Below are 18,438 nucleotides of genomic sequence, written 5' to 3'. Positions count from 1 at the left end.
GCCATGCGAACCTCTCTAGCCTGTGCGGTATTGGCAGCAAGTCTGGGAGCGCATGATCTAGCCAGAGCTGAAGGCGGCTTTTTCGACGACTGGGAGGTCAGCGGGTATATTCGTGAGCACCTCTCGTGGAACCTTGAAAACCCCTATGTCATGGACACGCGGGATCCAAATGGGCTGGTCGGAGCGGAACGCCGGCGCAACTATCGCTATGACCTGTCCATGGCCCGCACCACTCTCAAACTCAACATGTACAAGGATCTCGGTAACTCGCAGCTGTTCATTTCTGGTCGGGCAGCTCGGGAAATCGAGACCGACTATCTGAAGGATCTGCAGCGTGCAATGGATCGCAACGCGGCATCGGATTTGTTCAGCAATCGCACCAAGTCCAGTGTGAATCTGATGGACGATGTCTACAACACTGAAGAGATCCGGGAGTTCTGGTGGCAGACCGATGTGCGCCCCACCACTTCGCTGAAGATAGGTAAACAGCAGGTGGTCTGGGGCGAAACCGACTTCTTCCAGTCACTGGACGTGATCCACGGCTATGACAACCGTATCCGTTCCTTCCTGGAGCCGGAAAACGAGGATTCCCGCAAGCCGCTGTGGATGGTCAACGTGGTCGAGCGCTTCGATAGCCTGAACGGTAGCCTGCAGATGCTCTACATCCCCGGGCGAATGAACCGGGCGCGTGACCGCGGCAACAGCTTCGACCTGGAAGGGGGGCGCTGGGCTAATAACCCGAACAAGGGCATCACCTTTGAAGCTGCACCGTTCGGCGCGGACGTGCCGTACAACTTCAAGCATAAAGACGCTGATATGGACGACCCATCCTATGGCCTGCGCTGGAAGAGCATGATTGGGGAGTGGGAATACTCGTTGGGCTGGTTCCATGGCCCATCGCTGAACCCGGTCATCAACCCCAATCCGAATAACCCGTTGGGCGTGGGTGACGCTGCCAGTGGTCGTCCCTTCGAAGGCGCCTACAAGGGCGATTATCGTTCCGATCCCAACTCCACGGCGGGCGAACTGATCTTCCCGTTTGTGGATGTCTTCGGTATCACCGCCAACCGGTATGTGGAGTCGGTTGATGCTGTATTCTCAGCCGAGGTCTCCTATATCCCAGACTCGCCCTACAACGTGGGTATTCAGGCCGGTGAGGTCGGCGGTTGCGCTTTCTTCCCGGGCTTTTGCGGCATTATCGAGAAGGATGTCGTCAAGACCATGCTGCGGATGGACAAGCAGCTGAGCTTGCAGCGCTACCTCAAGACCAGTCGCCCGTCATTCTTCTCGGTACAGTTGTTCAATACCTGGATCACCAACTACGACCGTGACGACGAGATAGTCAACTCGGCCGGCTTCAGTGGTCGCACCAAGGAACACTCCACCATCGCCACGGCCATTCTGGCCACCAACTACGACAACGACCGGATCAACCCTTCGCTGGCACTGGGTACCGACCTGAGCTACGGCGGCAGCTTCGTGATTCCGAGTGTCGAGTTCGCCTATGGCAACCATTGGCGTGTACGTGCCGAAGCGGACATCTTCTTTGATGACCAGCGGCAGAAGCGGGCGCTGCAAGGGTTCAACAACACCAACCTGTTCGGTTACTTCGCCGGCAACGATCAGTTGTCGCTGCGCATTACCTATCAGTTCTGATCGGGAGACAACAATAATGAAAATCACCATGCATCGACTGACGGCCGCTCTGGCGCTGACGCTTTCCGCCTCGCTGGTTACCCAGGCGGCGGAATTGGCACCAGGTACTGTTCTCAACAAACAAAGCCTTGAGCAACATCTGACCGATAGCTTTGAGGGCCACAGTATCGACAGCTTGCTGACCGAGCGGATGAAGCTGCTGATCCAGAATGAGGGTTTGAGTCTGAAGCTCAAGGCATCTGAGCCTGTCGTTCTGGGTAAGGACTACCTGGCGGCGACCGAGGCCAACGCTGGCAAGGCGGTGTACAACCCCGATACCCGCCTGGTTGAAGGTTGGGTAGCAGGTATCCCCTTTCCCGAGATCAGCGAGGATGATCCGGACGCAGCGGCCAAGTTGATCTGGAACCACCACTACGCCCAACCGACCAAGAATCTGCAGGACTATCCGAACTTCGGTTATCTGTTTCTTAACGACAGGGTAGGCCTGGAGCGGCGCCAGCAGTGGGCATTCAAGCGCTATTTCCTGAAAGGCCGGCTGGGCACCGATCAGGTGGTCGAGGGCGACGGCAGTATCCTGACCAAGACCCTGCTTTACGCCACTTACCCCAATGATATTCGTGGCCTGGGCCTGTTCACCATCCGCTATGACTCACCCAAGCTGGAAGACTCCTGGGCCTACGTGAAGTCGGTGCGGCGTACCCGTCGCCTATCCGGCGGTACCTGGATGGACCCTATCGGCGGTACTGATCAGCTCAACGATGATATCGAGATCTTCAACGCTCACCCGACCTGGTATCCAGAGTACAAGTTGCTGGGTAAGCGGTGGATCCTGGCGGTAGCTAACTCCACTGGGGAAACCTGGGACCAGAAGGCTTCCGGGAATGCCGAGTTCCCGGTAGTGGACCTGGACAACTGGCCGCACTGGAACCCAAAGGATCATTGGGAACCCCGCCAGGTGTGGGTTGTGGAAGCTATCACGCCACCGGAGCACCCCTACAGCAAGAAGGTCATGTACATGGATGTCGAGTTCCCGCGCTTCTATCAGGCTGAAGCCTTTGATCGCCAGGGGCAGTTCTGGAAATGGATGAACTACCACCTCAAGTCCATCAAGACCGAGGATGGTGACGTGGGCATCGTTTCTGCTGCGGGCTTCACCATTGATTACCAGCGGCGGCATGGCACGGCGTTTGTTCTGGGCGGCCCGCGCCTGAACACGCCCGGTATCACTGCCGAAGATATTGCCCTGCGCGAGCTGGAAAGGGCTGCACGCTAACCTATCCGCCGGGGTGCGAGTGCCCCGGCTTTCATAGCGCGACATAACTCTAATAAAAGTGCTGGAGGCAACATGAGTTTTCGTTTGGGTGCAGACGTGGGCGGAACCTTCACCGACCTGCTTCTTATAAATGATGCAACCGGCGACAGTTTTACCGCCAAGGTTCCTTCCACACCGCACAACCCCTCGATTGCGGTGCTCCAGGGAATCGATAAGCTGTGTCGAATCTCCGGGGTGAAGCCCTCGGATATCCGCTCGGTCATGCACGGTACCACCGTCGCCACGAATGCCATCCTGACCCGCCGTGGTGCCAAGGTCGGCCTGGTCACCACCAAGGGCTACAAGCAAGTGCTGCATATTGCCCGCTCCTTCGTACCGGGCGGCCTGGGCGGCTGGGTAACCTTCAACAAAGGTGAGCTGCTGGCCCCGCTGGAATGGACGGTGGAGGCCGACGAGCGTATTGATGCCCAGGGTAACGTAGTGCGCGACCTCGATCGTGAGGCCATGGTTCAGGAACTGGAGCGGCTGAGAAAAACCGGTATTGAAGCGCTGACTATCAGTCTGGTGAACGCCTATGTCAGCGATACCCACGAGCGGGCCATCTACGAGCTGGCGCAGCAGGTGATGCCGGGGATTCCGGTCTCGCTGTCCTCCGAGGTGGTGCCGGAAATGCAAGAGTACGAGCGCACCGAAACCACCGTAGTCAACAGCTACGTGCGCCCCCAGGTCGCGGCCTACATGGAGCACCTGCAGAGCGAATTGGTCAAACGCCTGCGGCCGGATGTGCAGCTGTCGATCCTGCGTTCCGACGGCGGATTGGCTACCAGTCAGTCAGCAGCTGCAACACCAGTCAATATGCTGCTGTCCGGGCCCGCCGGCGGGGTAGCGGGGGCGATCTGGTTCTGTTCCCGGGGTGGCTTCAGCAAGGTGCTGACTTTTGACGTGGGTGGTACCTCTACGGATGTGGCGTTGATTGACAACAATCAGGCGCGCATTCGCCGGGAGACGCGGGTAGGTGACGTATCGGTGCGCGCTCCCTCTGTGGATGTGCGCACAGTAGGTGCAGGTGGCGGTTCCATTGCGACGGTACCAGAGCTGACCAAGGCATTGCGCGTCGGGCCGGAAAGCGCCGGAGCGGTACCAGGGCCGGCGGCCTATGATCGTGGTGGTGATGAAGCTACGGTGACCGATGCCAACGTGGTGTTGGGCTATCTGCCGGCCGAGCAGAAGCTGGGAGGGGATTTTCAGCCGCGCAAGGATCTGGCCGTCGCTGCGGTTCAGAAGATAGCCGATGCCATGGGTGTGTCACTGCACGATGCAGCTGAAGGCATTGTGCGGATTGCCACTGAACACATGTACGGGGCGCTGCGTCTGATCAGTGTTGAACAGGGCTACGACCCGCGTGATTTTGCGCTCTGCGGTTTCGGTGGTGCTGGGCCATTACATGCCAACGCCATGGGGATCCTGATGAACTCCTGGCCGGTAATTGTACCGCCTGCACCGGGCGTGCTGTGCGCCTATGGCGATGCCACTACACGGGTCAAAGACGAAGCGTCCCGCTCGTTGGTCAAGCGCATCAGCGATCTCGGAAAAGAAGAGGTTCTGCAAACACTGCAGCAACTGGGCGATGCCGTGCGTGGTTCGTTGGCTTCGCAGGGCGTGGCAGCCGAGCTGCAGCAACTGACTTGGCAGGTAGATGTGCGGTATCAGGGGCAGGCGCTGCTATTAACGTTGGATATTGATCTCCAGACGCTGCAGGAACAAGGGTTGGAGGCTATCTCCACAGCCTTCGATGCAGAACACGAGCAGTTGTTCACCTTCTTCATGAGCGAGGCGCATGAGTTGGTCAACCTACGGGCCATTGCGCGCTCTCCACGTCCGGATATCACCGAGCGGGTATTTGAAACCGAGGGTGTCAATCTGCAAGACGCCGTTACCGGTACGTCGCCCATCTATGTTTCCGGTGAGGAATATCAGGCCACCCTTTACGACCGTCAGCGTCTGGCACCTGGGCTGGTTGTGCCCGGCCCCGCTATCGTCATGGAGATGGACTCCACCACTGTTCTCTTCCCCGGTTATGAAGCCGCTGTCGATCACGTCGGCAACCTATTGATTCGCCCCCAGGGTCAGGAGTAACAACAATGGTTGCGAAAATAAAACAGACAAACAACACCGCCTTTCAGCGCATCGATGTGGACAACATCACCATTGATATTGTTGAGAATGCGCTGGCCAACGCTCGCAAGGAAATGGATGCGGTGCTCTTTCGCACCGCCATGAGCCCTGGTATCCGCGAGCAGGGTGATGCCTTCCCGATGATTGCCACCTCTGAAGGCAAGATGATTGTCGGCCAATTCGGCTCCTTTATCACCGGCTTTCTTGATAGCTACGAAGGAGAAATAGAAGAGGGCGACGTTTTTCTCACCAACGACCCCTATCTGTGCAACGGAGCCGTCAGCCACCTGCCGGACTGGTTGGTGCTCATGCCGATCTTCAAGGATGGCCGGATTATCAACTATGCCGCCATGTTCGGGCATATGTCCGATGTGGGCGGCAAGGTGCCCGGGAGTCTGCCGACGGCTGCCAGTACCATCTGGGAAGAAGGTATCCGTATTCCCCCGGTCAAGCTGTATCGCCGTGGAGAAATGAACAGCGACATGCTCGATGTCATTCTTCATAACGTACGCATGCCCCGTTGGAACCGCTCTGATCTGAATGCCATTGTGGCCGCCTGCCGCACCGCCAGCAGACGTTGCGTCGAACTGGCCGAACGCTTCGGCGATGACGCCTTCTACAGCGCCCAACAAGAAATGCTTGATCGTACCTACCGGGCCATGCGTGAGGTCATCGCCCGGGTAGTGCCGGAGCAGCGTCAGGAATTTGAGGACTACATTTGCGACGATGGTGCTGGGTTGGGGCCTTACACCCTGCGTTGCGCGCTATGGCGGGAAGGGGACAAGGCCATCTTCGACTTCGAAGGTACCGACCCTCAGGCCCCCTCGTCGGTCAACTTCTACGTCAACGAAGAAATGTTCAAGATTTTCTTCGGGGCCTTGACCATCAGCTTGTATGACCCGGCCATTCTGCTCAACGATGGCTTCTATGACCTGGTCGAGGTGCGTATTCCGCAGGGCTCGATTCTCAAGCCGAACTTCCCGGCGGCGCTGTCCTGCCGTACGCACCTGCTCGGGCGGATTTTCGACATGATGGGCGGGCTGCTTGGCCAGGGCACGCCAGAGGCCATGAACGCCGCTGGCTTCTCCGACTCACCGCACTTCATGTATTCCGGCTACGACCAGAAAGGTGAATGGTTCCAGCTGTTCCAGATTGGCTTTGGCGGTATTCCCGGCCGGCCGGTGGGCGATGGGCCGGATGGTCACTCGCTGTGGCCCGGTTTTACCAACGTACCCAATGAGTATGTCGAGGCCTACTTTCCGCTGCGTATCGACACCTACGAAACGCTGGCCGACTCGGGCGGTGCAGGGTTGCACCGTGGTGGCAACGGTTTGCGTGTGGCCTATCGCTTACTGGTCGATGGAGACGTCTCCATCCATGACGATCGCTGGCTGACCTACCCCTGGGGTGTAAATGGCGGGGCGCCGGGTGAGCGCAGTCGCAAGGAGCTGATTCGGGCCGATGGCAGTCGGCAGATCTTGCCAGCCAAGTGCGACAACATCCAGGTCAAGGCCGGCGACTTGCTGTTGTTCGACACCTGGGGCGGCGGCGGTTGGGGTGATCCCCTGGCGCGTGATCCTGCATTGGTCTTGCGCGATGTGGATAAGGGGCTGGTCACCGTTGAAGGCGCCCGTCGCTATGGCGTGGTGATTGCCGATGCTGCTGTCGACACGCAGGCAACATCTGGGCTACGCGAGCAAATAGCTGCTGAGCGCGGTGAACTTCAGTTGTTTGATCGTGGCGGTACGCTGGATCAGCTCAAGACACGCTGCCTTGAGGAAACCGGCTTGCCGGCACCGGTTACTCCATCCTGGAATTGAGGTGAGGCATGACTCTGGATTCCCGTTCTCTGACTCCAGCCCAGCGCTATGCGCTGGTGCTGGTCGACCTGGCGGTGGGTTTTACCGACCCGCAACGTAGTCCTCTGGCCAGTTCATGTGACGCTGTGGTGGCGGCCAACGTAAAGTTGCTTGAGGCGTTTCGCCAGCGCGGCTGGCCAGTGTTTTTCACTACGGTGGCCTATGACAGTCCGGTTCAGGCCCGTGTGTTCCGCGAAAAATTACCTGCCCTGAATATTCTGAAGGCCGACTCTTCGCTGGTAAGAATCGATCCGCGGCTTGAGCCCAGGGTGGGTGAGCCGGTGATCGTAAAGTTCTGGGCTAGTGCTTTTTTTGGTACCAACCTGGCGGAGTTGATTCGTCAGGCGGGCGCGGATGGCGTAATGGTCACGGGCCTGACGACCAGTGGGTGCGTTCGCGCTACCGCAGTGGACGCGTTGCAGCACGATTTTCGGGTACTGATTCCCGAGCAGGCCACGGGGGATCGTGATGCGCAAGCGCATGTGGCCAACCTCAGGGACTTGAGCATCAAGTATGCGGACGTCCGCTCCGTGGAGGATTGCCTTGCGCTACTTGGCTAGCGTATTGCTGCTGTGCCTGAGTGCCTGCGCTTCTCATCCCGGCGGCGTTACATCGCCGGAGCTAACCCGGCAGTCGCCTCTGTGTGAGCGGTATGTGGCCGCCTGGGTGGGGCATTTCAAGGCCAATGTAGCGCGCCTTGATGGTGTGCAGCGGGAAGTTTCCCGGGCTGAGCTGGATCGCAGCAGGCAAGTACTTGAGCTGGCTGAGGTGGATGAGCAGAGTTGCCAGCGTCCTTTGTGCATTATCCAGCCGCAGGCGGGAGGGCGGCTGAGTAGTTACTGCGGCTATCGGGTGGCCAGCGGTACCGCTGGTGCACTTTATCGCTGGGTGCCCTGGACGCCACAGCAGCGCTGAACCTGCTCGATATCCTTGATAACTGACTGTCTCGAGGTACATATGGGAGCACACACGCTCTATGACAAACTCTGGGAGCGGCACCGGGTCGCTGATATGCCAGATGGCTCTACGCTTCTGTATATCGACCGTCACTTGTTGCATGAGGTGACCTCGCCCCAGGGATTTTCCAACTTACGTCTGGCTGAGCGACGGCCTTGGCGGCTTGATACCAGCCTGGCGACGCCGGATCACAACGTGCCGACGCTCAGCCGCGAGCAGGGCATTGGCGGTGTGGCTGACCCCATCGCCAGACGGCAGATCGCGACATTGGAAAACAACAGCCGAGACTTTGCGATTCCGCTGTTTGCGCTGGACGATGTGCGGCAGGGTATAGTCCATATCGTCGGGCCTGAGCAGGGGTTCACCTTGCCGGGAGTGACATTGGTATGCGGTGACTCTCACACCGCCACCCACGGCGCTCTCGCGGCACTGGCCCATGGGATCGGTAGCAGCGAGGTTGAACATGTGCTGGCGACCCAGACGCTGCGCAGCCGCAAGCTGAAGAATTTCCGTATTCAGGTGAACGGCAAGCTGGCGCCAGGCATTACCGCCAAGGATCTGGCCCTGTACATCATCGGCCGCATCGGCGCCGCTGGTGGTAGCGGCCATGCACTGGAATTCAGCGGTACAGCGATCAGTGCTCTGAGCATGGAAGGACGCATGACGCTGTGCAACATGAGCATCGAGGCTGGTGCGCGCGTGGGACTAATCGCTTACGACGAGGTCACCGAGCGGTACGTCAGCGGCCGCCCCATGGCGCCCACCGGCGACGCCTGGCAAGCGGCGATAGAGGTCTGGCGGAGCACACTGCATTCCGATGCGGATGCGAAGTTTGACAAGGTTTTTGAACTCGACGCTGAAGATGTCGAGCCTCAGGTCACCTGGGGCACTTCGCCAGATATGGTGGCGTCGATTGATGGCCTGATTCCCGACGATAGTCAGGCTAGTGACGCGCTGCAACGGCTGGATTGGAAGCGCGCCCGCAGTTACATGGGAGTGAAATCGCAGCAGCCGCTGGCCGGGCTACCGGTGGATCGAGTGTTTATCGGTTCCTGTACCAATGCGCGCATTGAGGATCTACGCGCTGCGGCCGCCGTTTTGCGTGATCGCCGAGTACATGGCCGCGTTCGTCAGGCGCTAGTGGTACCTGGCTCTGGACTGGTACGCCTGCAGGCAGAGCGGGAAGGGCTGGATCGCATCTTCAAGGCAGCTGGGTTTGAATGGCGAGCGCCGGGCTGCTCCATGTGTCTGGGCATGAATGCGGACCGATTGAATCCAGGCGAGCGCTGCGCCGCGACTTCCAATCGTAACTTTGAAGGACGCCAGGGCAAGGGTGGACGTACCCATTTGATGTCCCCGGCTATGGCCGCTGCTGCGGCAGTGGCTGGGGAACTGGTTGATTTCAGGAGCCTTTGAAATATGCAGCCTTTGATCACGCATTCGGGAATTCTTATTCCGCTGAACCGGGCCAACATTGATACCGATATGTTGCTACCCAAGCAATACCTGAAGAGTCTGGACTCTCACGGCTTCGGCAATTTTCTATTCGACGACGAGCGTTATCTCGATCCGGGAGAGATTGATACCCCGCTTTCATCGCGGCGGGAAAACCCTGATTTCATTCTTAACCGGGAGCCTTATCGGCGTGGTAGTGTGGTGCTTGCCCAAGCCAATTTCGGCTGCGGCTCCAGTCGTGAACATGCCGTATGGGCCCTGCGGGATTTTGGTGTGCGGGTCATTATCGCTCCCAGCTTCGGCGATATATTCGACAATAACTGTTTCAATAATGGTGTGCTGCCGCTGAGGTTACCGCAGGCCGAGGTCGATCAGTTGTTCGACCTGGCGCAGGCCGAGATCGGCCTGCAAGTGCAGGTAAATTTGACCGACAGAATGTTGCGAGTCGGTACCCTCAACTGGGTCTTCGAGCTGGAGGAGGGCCGTCGTCAGCGTTTGCTCAGCGGGTTGGATGAGATTGGCGAGACCCTGCAGTACGCGGAACAGATAAAAACATATGAGGCCATAAGGCAGCGCGAAGAACCCTGGGTTTTTCGTTCCTGAGCTCCCACTGCCCCGATAACAATAAAAGAGGTCAGAGCGTGGAATTTGCCAATGCGGAACTTGACCGGGTCAGGGTGTGCCTGATCGGTAACTCGAAGCTGAGCCGGCTGGTGCATAGCCTCATACCTGAGTTTGAGGCGGTCGCCAGCATCACCATCATTGATAACATTTTCAATGACGCGGTGCGCTCAGCACGGGATTTGATCGAGCGTCAGGCGGTAGATGTATTTATCAGCGCTGGCGCCAATGCCTTCTATCTGAACGATACCTTGCCGATGCCGGTATTGGCGTTGAAGGTAGAGCAAACGGATCTGGTCCAGGCGGTTATTACCGCCCGGCGAATCTCCTCCCGCATTCTGTTGCTCACTTACGAGCGGCAGGAGACCAATCTTGAATTGCTTGGTCTGTTCGACGGTCTTGAACTGTCACATCACACCTACAGTACCGCCGAACACGCCAAGGAAGTTTTCCACAACCTGCGCGACCAGGGGTTTGGTGTGGTGATCGGCTCCAGCTACGCCTGTGATCTGGCCCGGCAGTGGGGGTTGGAATCAGTCCTGCTGTACTCCCGGGAGTCCTGCCGTAACCTGATACGCAAGGCGATACGCCATGCCGGGGAGCACAAGCGTCAGCAACAGCAGCATGCTCTGGTGCAGTTCCTCATGGATCAGACGTCCAACGCGCAGATATTGACCAACCGCGAGGGTGGGATTGTGTCGTGGAACGCAGGCGCCAGCAGCCTGCTACCCTCACTCCATCGTCGGCGCCGGCTGGATGGCCTGTTTGATGCCCGGGTGCTCGAGGCCGAGAGCATCAGTGCAGAGGGTCTGCTGCTTGGCGAGCGACTATGCAACCTGAGCAAGCAGTCGTTTGATGTCGGTGGCGAGCGGGTTGGCTATCTTTATCATGTAGTGCCAAGCCCGGTGGCCGTATCGAATGGTGACAATCGCCGACTGGTCTATCAGTCTGGCCGCATGGCGGATGTGCAGAATCAGCTACTGGTATACGGCGCCACACCGGGCACGGTGTTGATTCGCGGTGAAACAGGTACCGGCAAGGAGCTTGCTGCTCGACAGGCGCATCAGGCCAGTGCTAATGCGAAAGGGCCCTTTATCGCCATTAACTGCGCGGCTATTCCTGCGGAACTGTTTGAGTCCGAGCTGTTCGGCTACGCCGATGGGGCTTTTACCAGCGCCAAGAGTGGCGGCAAGTCGGGTCTGCTGGAGGCTGCAAACGGTGGCACCTTTTTCATGGACGAGATCAACTCGTTGCCGCTGTCCCAGCAAGCCAAGCTGCTCCGGGTGCTACAGGAGCGAGAGATCTCACCTGTTGGCTCCCGCCGGCCCATTGCCCTGAATATCAAGTTTGTTGCAGCCGCCAACGTGGACTTGATGGAAGAAGTGCGAGCCGGTCGTTTCCGTGAAGATCTGTACTACCGGATCAGTACCTTTCAGGTACACATGCCGCCCTTACGCGAGCGCCCGGAAGATATTCCTGTGCTGACCGAGTTTCTCATGCGCAACGAGTCGCTGCGCTACGGCATTGAGGTGGCGCTGGAGGATCTGGTCAAGGGGATTACCCCGATTTTCCGACGCTACCGCTGGCCCGGCAACGTCCGTGAGCTGGAGAACTACGTTGAGCGTCTGATTGTCTCGCTCAAGCTGTATGGTAACTGGGAGTTGCTGGTTGAATCACTGCCCAGGGTTCTTCCCGAACTATACGAGCAGCCAACAATTGAGCCGCGTGGTGGGCATTTGCATAACATCGAGCAGGAGGAGATCGTCAAGGCGTTGCAGATGTTCGGTGGCAATAAGGCCCAGGCGGCTGAGTACCTTGGTATCAGCCAGACAACGCTATGGCGGCGCCTCAAGCGTATCCGCGGAGGAGAAGATGAACTGTAACGCGACACTGGATGCCAGGCCTGTCAGCTTTTACCTGCTCCGCGCATGGCGACGGCTTCAATCTCGAACATCAGTTGCGGCAGGGCCAGCGCTTTTACCTCAACAATACTATCCGCCGGGTAGGGTTGGCTGAAGTAGCGGTGGCGCAGCTCAACCACCTCGCCGAAGTACTGCATGTTGGTCATGAATATGGTGACTTTCACTACGTCCTGCAGCCCGGAACCAGCCGCCTGCAGAATGGCCTGCAGATTATTGAAAGCGGTCTCGGCTTGTAATCGAAAGTCATCCTCTCCGACGATATTTCCCTGAGCATCTAAAGCGGCTTGGCCGGACACAAAAATCCATTCACCCGCAGCGATGGCCTGAGACAAGGCGAATGGCTCGAACGGATCGGGTTGGGTATATATACGTTGCATTACAGAACTCCTAGGTAAAAGACATAGTGCAGCCAGCAAGAAGCGCGCCAGTTGGCTGGTTTCCCTGTACCCGGCATCGCTGCGCGTTTGGCTGCTGCCGAGCAAGGTTTGCTCTCTGCAATATGCACGAAACGCCTTCATCCTGAACGGATGTCGGATCCAGCTGCCATTCGCCGGGCCCTGATATTGGCGGGACAGCGCCGCAAAGGTGGTTTGGCACCCATATTGCTGACACCCAGGCAATAAGCGGTTTCAATGGAGAAGACGGTATGAGTCGGTTATGGGTTATGGCGGCGTTACCGCCATTGGTTTGGGGCAGTACCTATCTGGTCACCACCGAATGGCTGCCACCGGATCGACCGCTGACGGCTGCGGTTTTGCGCATCCTGCCTATAGGACTGCTTATGGTGCTGATCACCCGCTATATACCGTCGCGGGATGATTGGCTCAGATTGGTGGTAGTAAGTGCACTCTGCATGTCGTTGTTGCATTGGCCGCTGTTTGTCAGCGCCTATCGCTTGCCTGGGGGGTTGGCTGCCTTGCTGATCTGTACCCAGCCTTTGTTGGTGGTAGGTTTTGGTTGGCTGCTGTTCCGTCAACGTACCGGTCTGCAGATGATCCTCGGGGTGCTGCTGGGGCTGCTGGGCGTGGCCATGGTGCTGGTCTCTCCCAGCCGCCTGGTCTGGGATGGTATCGGCGTCCTGGCGGCGACAGTGGCGGCGTTCAGCATGGCGCTAGGCACGTTGTTGGTCAAACGCTGGCAACTGCCCATCCCGCTGCTGGCTTTTACCGGGTGGCAATTGCTGCTCGGGGGACTGCTGCTGTTGCCCTTTATGCTGTGGTTTGAGGGGCTGCCGCCGTCCCTGAGTTCCGGCGAGGTGGGAGGCTACCTCTATCTGGCATTGCTGGGCACGGGGGCGCCCTATCTGCTGTGGTTTCGTGCTTTGCGTGGCCTGGATCCGGTGTTTCTTTCCATCCTCTTGTTGCTCAGCCCTCTGTCGGCATTGGCATTGGGTTACTGGTTTCTGGATCAGGGCCTGACCGGCTGGCAGTGGGCCGGTGCCGCCTGTGTGTTTGCCGGCATCATTCTCAGTCAGTGGCGTTTCAGAGCTCGATGACAGCGCCAAGGGGCGATGGAGAGTTGCATGGGTTATGCTCTGATACATTATCCACCTGCCGGAGAACCGCCATGCCCCGCCTCGTTACCGTCGCCGCCACCCAGATGAGTTGCAGCTGGGATCGCCAGGCCAATATTGCCAAAGCCGAACAACTGGTACGGCAGGCCGCTGCCAAGGGCGCGCAGATCATTCTGATTCAGGAGCTGTTCGAAACCCCGTATTTTTGCCAGAAGCCCAATCCTGAATACCTGCAGCTGGCCACCTCGGTTGAAGACAATCCTGCCATTGCGCATTTCAGCAAGCTGGCGAAGGAGCTCGAGGTGGTATTGCCGATCAGCTTCTTCGAGTTGTCTGGCCGGGCGCGCTTCAACAGCGTTGTCATTATTGATGCCGACGGACGCAATCTGGGTGTGTACCGCAAAAGTCATATTCCGGATGGCCCCGGCTATCACGAAAAGTACTATTTCAACCCCGGTGATACTGGTTTCAAGGTCTGGAAGACCCGCTTTGCCACTATCGGTGTGGGTATCTGCTGGGATCAGTGGTTCCCGGAAAGCGCCCGGGCCATGGCCTTGCAAGGCGCGGAAATCCTGTTCTATCCCACCGCCATCGGCAGTGAGCCGCATGACTCCTCCATTACCTCGAAGGATCATTGGCAGCGGGTGCAACAGGGCCACGCCGGGGCCAATCTGATGCCGTTGGTGGCGAGCAACCGGGTTGGGCTGGAAGAGCAGGACGGCTATGACATCACCTTCTACGGCGCCTCCTTCATCGCCAACCAGTTCGGCGAGAAGGTGCAGGAAGCCAATGACAGCGACGAAACCGTGCTGGTGCAGCAATTTGATCTCGACCAGCTGGAGCATATCCGCGCCGCCTGGGGCGTGTTCCGTGACCGCCGGCCGAATCTGTATGGTCCGCTGAAAACCCTGGATGGTTCGCTGGAGTCCTGATTCATGTACACCTTGCACAGTACGCCCCGCGCCGACGGTTACGCCATGCCCGCCGAGTGGGCACCGCACAGTCAGACCTGGATGCTCTGGCCGGAACGCCCGGACAACTGGCGGCTCGGAGCCAAACCAGCCCAGGCCGCCTTTGCCGAGGTAGCGCGCGCGATTGCCAGCTTCGAGCCGGTCACGGTCGGCGTATCTGCCGCGCAATATGCCAACGCCAGTCTGCAGCTGGACCACCCGGCCATTCGGGTAGTGGAAATCAGCAGCGATGATGCCTGGGTGCGTGATACCGGCCCGACCTTCGTTACCAATGGCCAGGGCGGGGTGCGCGGTGTCGACTGGGTGTTCAATGCCTGGGGCGGCTTCGATGGCGGCTTGTACTGGCCGTGGAACCGGGATGATCAGGTGGCCGACAAGATTCTCGGCCTGGAGCGCTGCCCGCGTTATCGTACCGACGGCTTCGTACTGGAGGGCGGGGCGATTCATGTGGACGGCGAGGGCACCCTGATCACCACCGAGGAATGCCTGCTCAATGCCAATCGCAACCCGCACCTGCAACGCCATGAGGTTGAGCGGATGTTGATGGATTATCTGGGCATCGAGCGCGTCATCTGGTTGCCGGAGGGGTTATACAACGACGAAACCGACGGCCATGTGGACAACTTCTGCTGTTTCGTGCGCCCCGGTGAGGTCTTGTTGGCCTGGACCGATGATCCGACTGACCCCAACCATGTTCGGTGCCAGGCAGCATTGCGCGTATTGGAGAGCAGCCGGGATGCACAGGGGCGGGAGCTGACAGTACATCGGATGCCGATTCCCGGGCCGATTCACGCCACCACTGCGGAATGCGCAGGGGTGGATCAGGTACCAGGCAGTCAGCCGCGTTCGCCCAGCGTTCGCCTGGCCGGTTCCTACATCAATTTCCTGATCGTCAACGGCGGTATTATCGCGCCTGCATTTGATGACCCGCAGGACGCCCAGGCGCAGGCCATTCTTGAATCCCTGTTTCCCGAGCGCCGGGTGGTGATGGTGCCCGGACGTGAGATTCTTCTGGGTGGCGGCAATATTCATTGTATTACTCAGCAACAGCCCGCTGTCTGAATATCCGCTGCCCATTCCCTGGAATACGTTTTATAGTCTCTGCTCTGCGCCCGGCAATGCTTTGATTGTCGGGCGTTTTTTCGTCAATGAGCTGAAACTGAGGATGCTCTATGCCGTTTGCACACCGTGCTGTCGCCCTGCCGCTGGCGGGCCTTGCGATCCTGTTGTCTGGCTGTAAAGAACCGACCGCCTCGACGGATACTCCGGTCGTGAGCGAAGTGCCCGCGACCCTGACTGGCGAGCTGTCCAGCCAGAGCCCGATCAACTTGAACGATGGCTCGCGTACGCAGAGCTTCGACCTGCAGTTGCAGGGTGGCAGCCTGTACCGAGTGGAAAGCAGCGGTGCGCTGAACCAGCCGGTGTTGCTGCTGTTGTCGGAGCAGGGCGAGCTGGTCAGCGGCCCGCGGAACGAGAGCCTGTTCCTGCAGCCGGAGAAGGATGGTCGCTACCGCCTGGCGGTCAGCGGCCGAAGTGCCAGCGATTACGGCCCCTTCCGCGTCGAGCTGAGCACCGGTGAACTCACCAACGACGGTGAGCTGCAGCCGGAGGCGGATATCCTGGGGCGGCTGCGGGCCGGCAGTTCGAACAACGGCAATCGCTATAGCCTGCAGGTGGCGGAAAAAGGCCTGTATGAGCTGGTCATGCGCTCAGCCGAATTCGATACTGTGTTGAAGCTGCGCGGCAATGGCATCAACCGGACGGATGACGACAGCGCTGGCGGCACCGATTCCCGGATGCTGACCATGCTGCCCGAAGGCAGTTATCAGCTGATAGCAAGCGGCATCGACACCAGTGTCGAAGGGGTCTACAGCCTGAGCTTCAAACGCTGGGAGATGCCCGAAGGAGTCAACCTCGGTGATGGCGATGAGCTGCGCCTGGGCGTCGATGCCACTGGCATGCTGACCGGGCATCCGCAGACCTACCGGCTGACCGTTGAACAGTCTGGCTTGCTGCAGGTGAGCATGCAGTCGGATGATATCGATAGCCTGCTGGAGCTGTCTGGCCTGGGTGTCAACGCGCGTGATGATGACAGCGGTGGCGGTCATGATGCGCTGCTGAGCGTGGTGGTCGAGCCGGGTACCTACCGTATCAACGCCGCACAGCATGGCAACGGGGAAGGGGTATTCACCCTGCGTACCGAGCTGACCGAAGTGGCGCAGCTGGATGGTCGTATCGCACCGGGCGAAACCCGCGTGGGACGCCTGAGCGAGGGGCAGCCGACGACCGTCGCTTTGCCAATCGAGCAACCCGGACGCTACCGGATTACCCTGCGCTCATCGGACTTTGACGCAATGCTGGGTTTGCAGGGACAGGGGCTGGAAGAGCTGGATGATGACAGCGCCGGAGGCACCAATGCCCAGCTGGAGCTGTATCTGGGAGCGGGTGAGTACCAGTTGATCAACAGTACCTACGGCGACCAGGGCACCGGCAACTTCGTGCTATCGGTCAGCGCAGCACTCTGAATGAAAGGGCACCCCCCTGCGGTTAGTATCGCCGCCGGGGGAGGCCCTCCACGGAGCGACTCGTTCAGCTGTCGCCCAGCAACTCGCGACCACGCTGTACGGCCGCTCTGACCTGGGCTGGCGCGGTGCCGCCGATATGGTCGCGGGCATTCACCGAGCCTTCCAGGGTCAACACCTCGAACACGTCCTGCCCGATCTGGTCGCTGAAGCGGCGCAGTTCATCCAGGCTCATCTCCGCCAGATCCTTGCCGCTGTCCACCCCGTACTTCACCGCATGGCCGACAATCTCATGGCAGTCGCGGAAGGGCAGGCCCTTGCGTACCAGATAGTCAGCCAGGTCGGTGGCGGTGGAGAAGCCGCGGCGGGCCGCTTCGCGCATCACTTCCACGCGGGGCCGAATCGCCGGGATCATGTCGGCAAAGGCGCGCAGGCTGTCACGCAGGGTGTCGGCAGCGTCGAACAGCGGCTCCTTGTCTTCCTGATTGTCCTTGTTGTACGCCAGCGGCTGGCTCTTCATCAGGGTCAGCAGGCCCATCAGGTGGCCGTAAACGCGGCCGGACTTGCCACGTACCAACTCGGGTACGTCGGGGTTTTTCTTCTGCGGCATGATCGAGGAGCCGGTGCAGAAGCGGTCGGGCAACTCGATGAAGTTGAACTGGGCACTGGTCCACAGTACCAACTCTTCGGAGAAGCGCGACAGGTGCATCATGGCCAGCGCGGCGGCGGCGCAGAATTCGATAGCGAAATCGCGGTCGGATACACCATCCAGCGAGTTGCCGGATACCGCATCAAAACCCAGCAGCTCGCAGGTCAGCTGGCGATCGATCGGGTAGGTGGTGCCGGCGAGGGCGGCGCTGCCCAGCGGCATGCGGTTGACCCGCTTGCGGCAATCGAGCAGACGTTCGCGGTCGCGGCAGAGCATCTCGAACCAGGCCAGCAAATGATGCCCGAAGGTGACCGGCTGGGCGGTTTGCAGGTGGGTAAAGCCGGGCATGATCACCTCGGCGTGCTGCTCGGCCTGTTGCAGAAGACCGCGTTGCAGGCGCTCCAGTTCAGCGACGATGATGTCGATCTCTTCGCGCAGCCACAGGCGGATATCGGTGGCGACCTGATCATTGCGCGAGCGGCCGGTATGCAGCTTCTTGCCGGTGATGCCGACGCGCTCGGTCAGCCGTGCCTCGATGTTCATGTGTACATCTTCCAGATCCACCCGCCAATCGAACTGTCCGGCCTCGATTTCGCCCTGGATCGCACGCAGCCCGTCGATGATGCTGTCGCGCTCGCTGTCGCTGAGCACGCCAACCTTCGCCAGCATGGTGGCATGGGCAATGGAGCCCTGGATGTCATGCTTGTACAGGCGCTTGTCGAAATCGACCGAGGCAGTGAAACGGGCGACGAAGGCGTCCACCGGTTCGCTGAAACGGCCGCCCCAGGATTGGTTGGTAGTCTGATCTTGGCTCATGGGTCGGATGGTTCCGCTGCAGAATTGGAAAGAAGACACATAGGATATC

Annotated in this window: 15 protein-coding genes; 13 read left to right on the top strand and 2 right to left on the bottom strand. The window is 59.3% G+C overall.

The window, feature by feature from the left end:
• Window positions 1–3 precede the first annotated feature (3 nt).
• The 9 genes from DHB74_RS05540 to DHB74_RS05500 all read left to right on the top strand — a co-directional run bounded on the left by DHB74_RS05540 (window position 4) and on the right by DHB74_RS05500 (window position 11,879).
• Window positions 4–1,656, top strand: a complete 1,653-nt coding sequence (locus tag DHB74_RS05540) for a DUF1302 family protein (protein WP_499160953.1) — start codon at window positions 4–6, stop codon at window positions 1,654–1,656.
• A gap of 16 nt (window positions 1,657–1,672) precedes the next feature.
• Window positions 1,673–2,929 (top strand): DUF1329 domain-containing protein, encoded by a 1,257-nt coding sequence (locus DHB74_RS05535; protein WP_499160952.1) that lies wholly within the window; start codon window positions 1,673–1,675, stop codon window positions 2,927–2,929.
• 72 nt (window positions 2,930–3,001) lie between these two features.
• Window positions 3,002–5,065 (top strand): hydantoinase/oxoprolinase family protein, encoded by a 2,064-nt coding sequence (locus DHB74_RS05530; RefSeq protein WP_499160951.1) that lies wholly within the window; start codon window positions 3,002–3,004, stop codon window positions 5,063–5,065.
• A 5-nt stretch (window positions 5,066–5,070) separates the two neighbouring features.
• The gene (locus DHB74_RS05525) at window positions 5,071–6,924 is read left to right on the top strand and encodes a hydantoinase B/oxoprolinase family protein (RefSeq protein WP_136868744.1); all 1,854 of its coding nucleotides are present in this window, start codon (window positions 5,071–5,073) and stop codon (window positions 6,922–6,924) included.
• Between the two features lie 8 nt (window positions 6,925–6,932).
• Window positions 6,933–7,523, top strand: coding sequence for an isochorismatase family protein (locus tag DHB74_RS05520; RefSeq protein WP_136868745.1), 591 nt, complete (start codon window positions 6,933–6,935; stop codon window positions 7,521–7,523).
• Window positions 7,507–7,878, top strand: coding sequence for a hypothetical protein (locus tag DHB74_RS05515; protein ID WP_136868746.1), 372 nt, complete (start codon window positions 7,507–7,509; stop codon window positions 7,876–7,878). The genes DHB74_RS05520 and DHB74_RS05515 overlap by 17 nt, the downstream gene beginning before the upstream one ends.
• 42 nt (window positions 7,879–7,920) lie before the next feature.
• On the top strand, window positions 7,921–9,336 hold the full coding sequence (gene leuC, locus DHB74_RS05510; protein ID WP_499160950.1) for a 3-isopropylmalate dehydratase large subunit: 1,416 nt from the start codon (window positions 7,921–7,923) through the stop codon (window positions 9,334–9,336).
• 3 nt (window positions 9,337–9,339) lie between these two features.
• Window positions 9,340–9,978, top strand: coding sequence for a 3-isopropylmalate dehydratase small subunit (leuD, locus tag DHB74_RS05505; protein WP_136868748.1), 639 nt, complete (start codon window positions 9,340–9,342; stop codon window positions 9,976–9,978).
• Between the two features lie 38 nt (window positions 9,979–10,016).
• Window positions 10,017–11,879, top strand: a complete 1,863-nt coding sequence (locus DHB74_RS05500; RefSeq protein ID WP_136868749.1) for a sigma 54-interacting transcriptional regulator — start codon at window positions 10,017–10,019, stop codon at window positions 11,877–11,879.
• A 23-nt stretch (window positions 11,880–11,902) separates the two neighbouring features.
• Here DHB74_RS05500 and DHB74_RS05495 read toward each other — a convergent pair whose 3' ends face one another.
• Window positions 11,903–12,400 carry a RidA family protein gene (locus DHB74_RS05495; RefSeq protein WP_280164812.1) on the bottom strand — a complete coding sequence of 166 codons (498 nt, stop codon included), beginning with the start codon at window positions 12,398–12,400 and terminating at the stop codon, window positions 11,903–11,905.
• Between the two features lie 164 nt (window positions 12,401–12,564).
• Here DHB74_RS05495 and DHB74_RS05490 point away from each other — a divergent pair, with 164 nt between their 5' ends.
• The 4 genes from DHB74_RS05490 (at window position 12,565) to DHB74_RS05475 (ending at window position 16,927) form a co-directional block, all read left to right on the top strand.
• Window positions 12,565–13,413 (top strand): EamA family transporter, encoded by an 849-nt coding sequence (locus tag DHB74_RS05490; RefSeq protein ID WP_136868750.1) that lies wholly within the window; start codon window positions 12,565–12,567, stop codon window positions 13,411–13,413.
• 71 nt (window positions 13,414–13,484) lie between these two features.
• Entirely contained in the window at window positions 13,485–14,363 is an 879-nt protein-coding gene (gene aguB, locus DHB74_RS05485) for an N-carbamoylputrescine amidase (RefSeq protein ID WP_036989024.1), read from the top strand.
• 3 nt (window positions 14,364–14,366) lie between these two features.
• Complete coding sequence (gene aguA / locus DHB74_RS05480) at window positions 14,367–15,464, top strand: agmatine deiminase (protein ID WP_499160949.1); 1,098 nt, start codon at window positions 14,367–14,369, stop codon at window positions 15,462–15,464.
• A gap of 110 nt (window positions 15,465–15,574) precedes the next feature.
• On the top strand, window positions 15,575–16,927 hold the full coding sequence (locus DHB74_RS05475) for a hypothetical protein (RefSeq protein ID WP_499160948.1): 1,353 nt from the start codon (window positions 15,575–15,577) through the stop codon (window positions 16,925–16,927).
• 64 nt (window positions 16,928–16,991) lie between these two features.
• Here DHB74_RS05475 and argH read toward each other — a convergent pair whose 3' ends face one another.
• Window positions 16,992–18,389, bottom strand: coding sequence for an argininosuccinate lyase (argH, locus tag DHB74_RS05470; RefSeq protein WP_499160947.1), 1,398 nt, complete (start codon window positions 18,387–18,389; stop codon window positions 16,992–16,994).
• Between the last annotated feature and the right edge of the window lie 49 nt (window positions 18,390–18,438).

It is taken from the genome of Pseudomonas sp. G11-1, assembly GCF_024031555.1.
Lineage (GTDB): Bacteria > Pseudomonadota > Gammaproteobacteria > Pseudomonadales > Pseudomonadaceae > Halopseudomonas > Halopseudomonas bauzanensis.
This window is presented reverse-complemented; position numbering and strand designations above follow the sequence as displayed.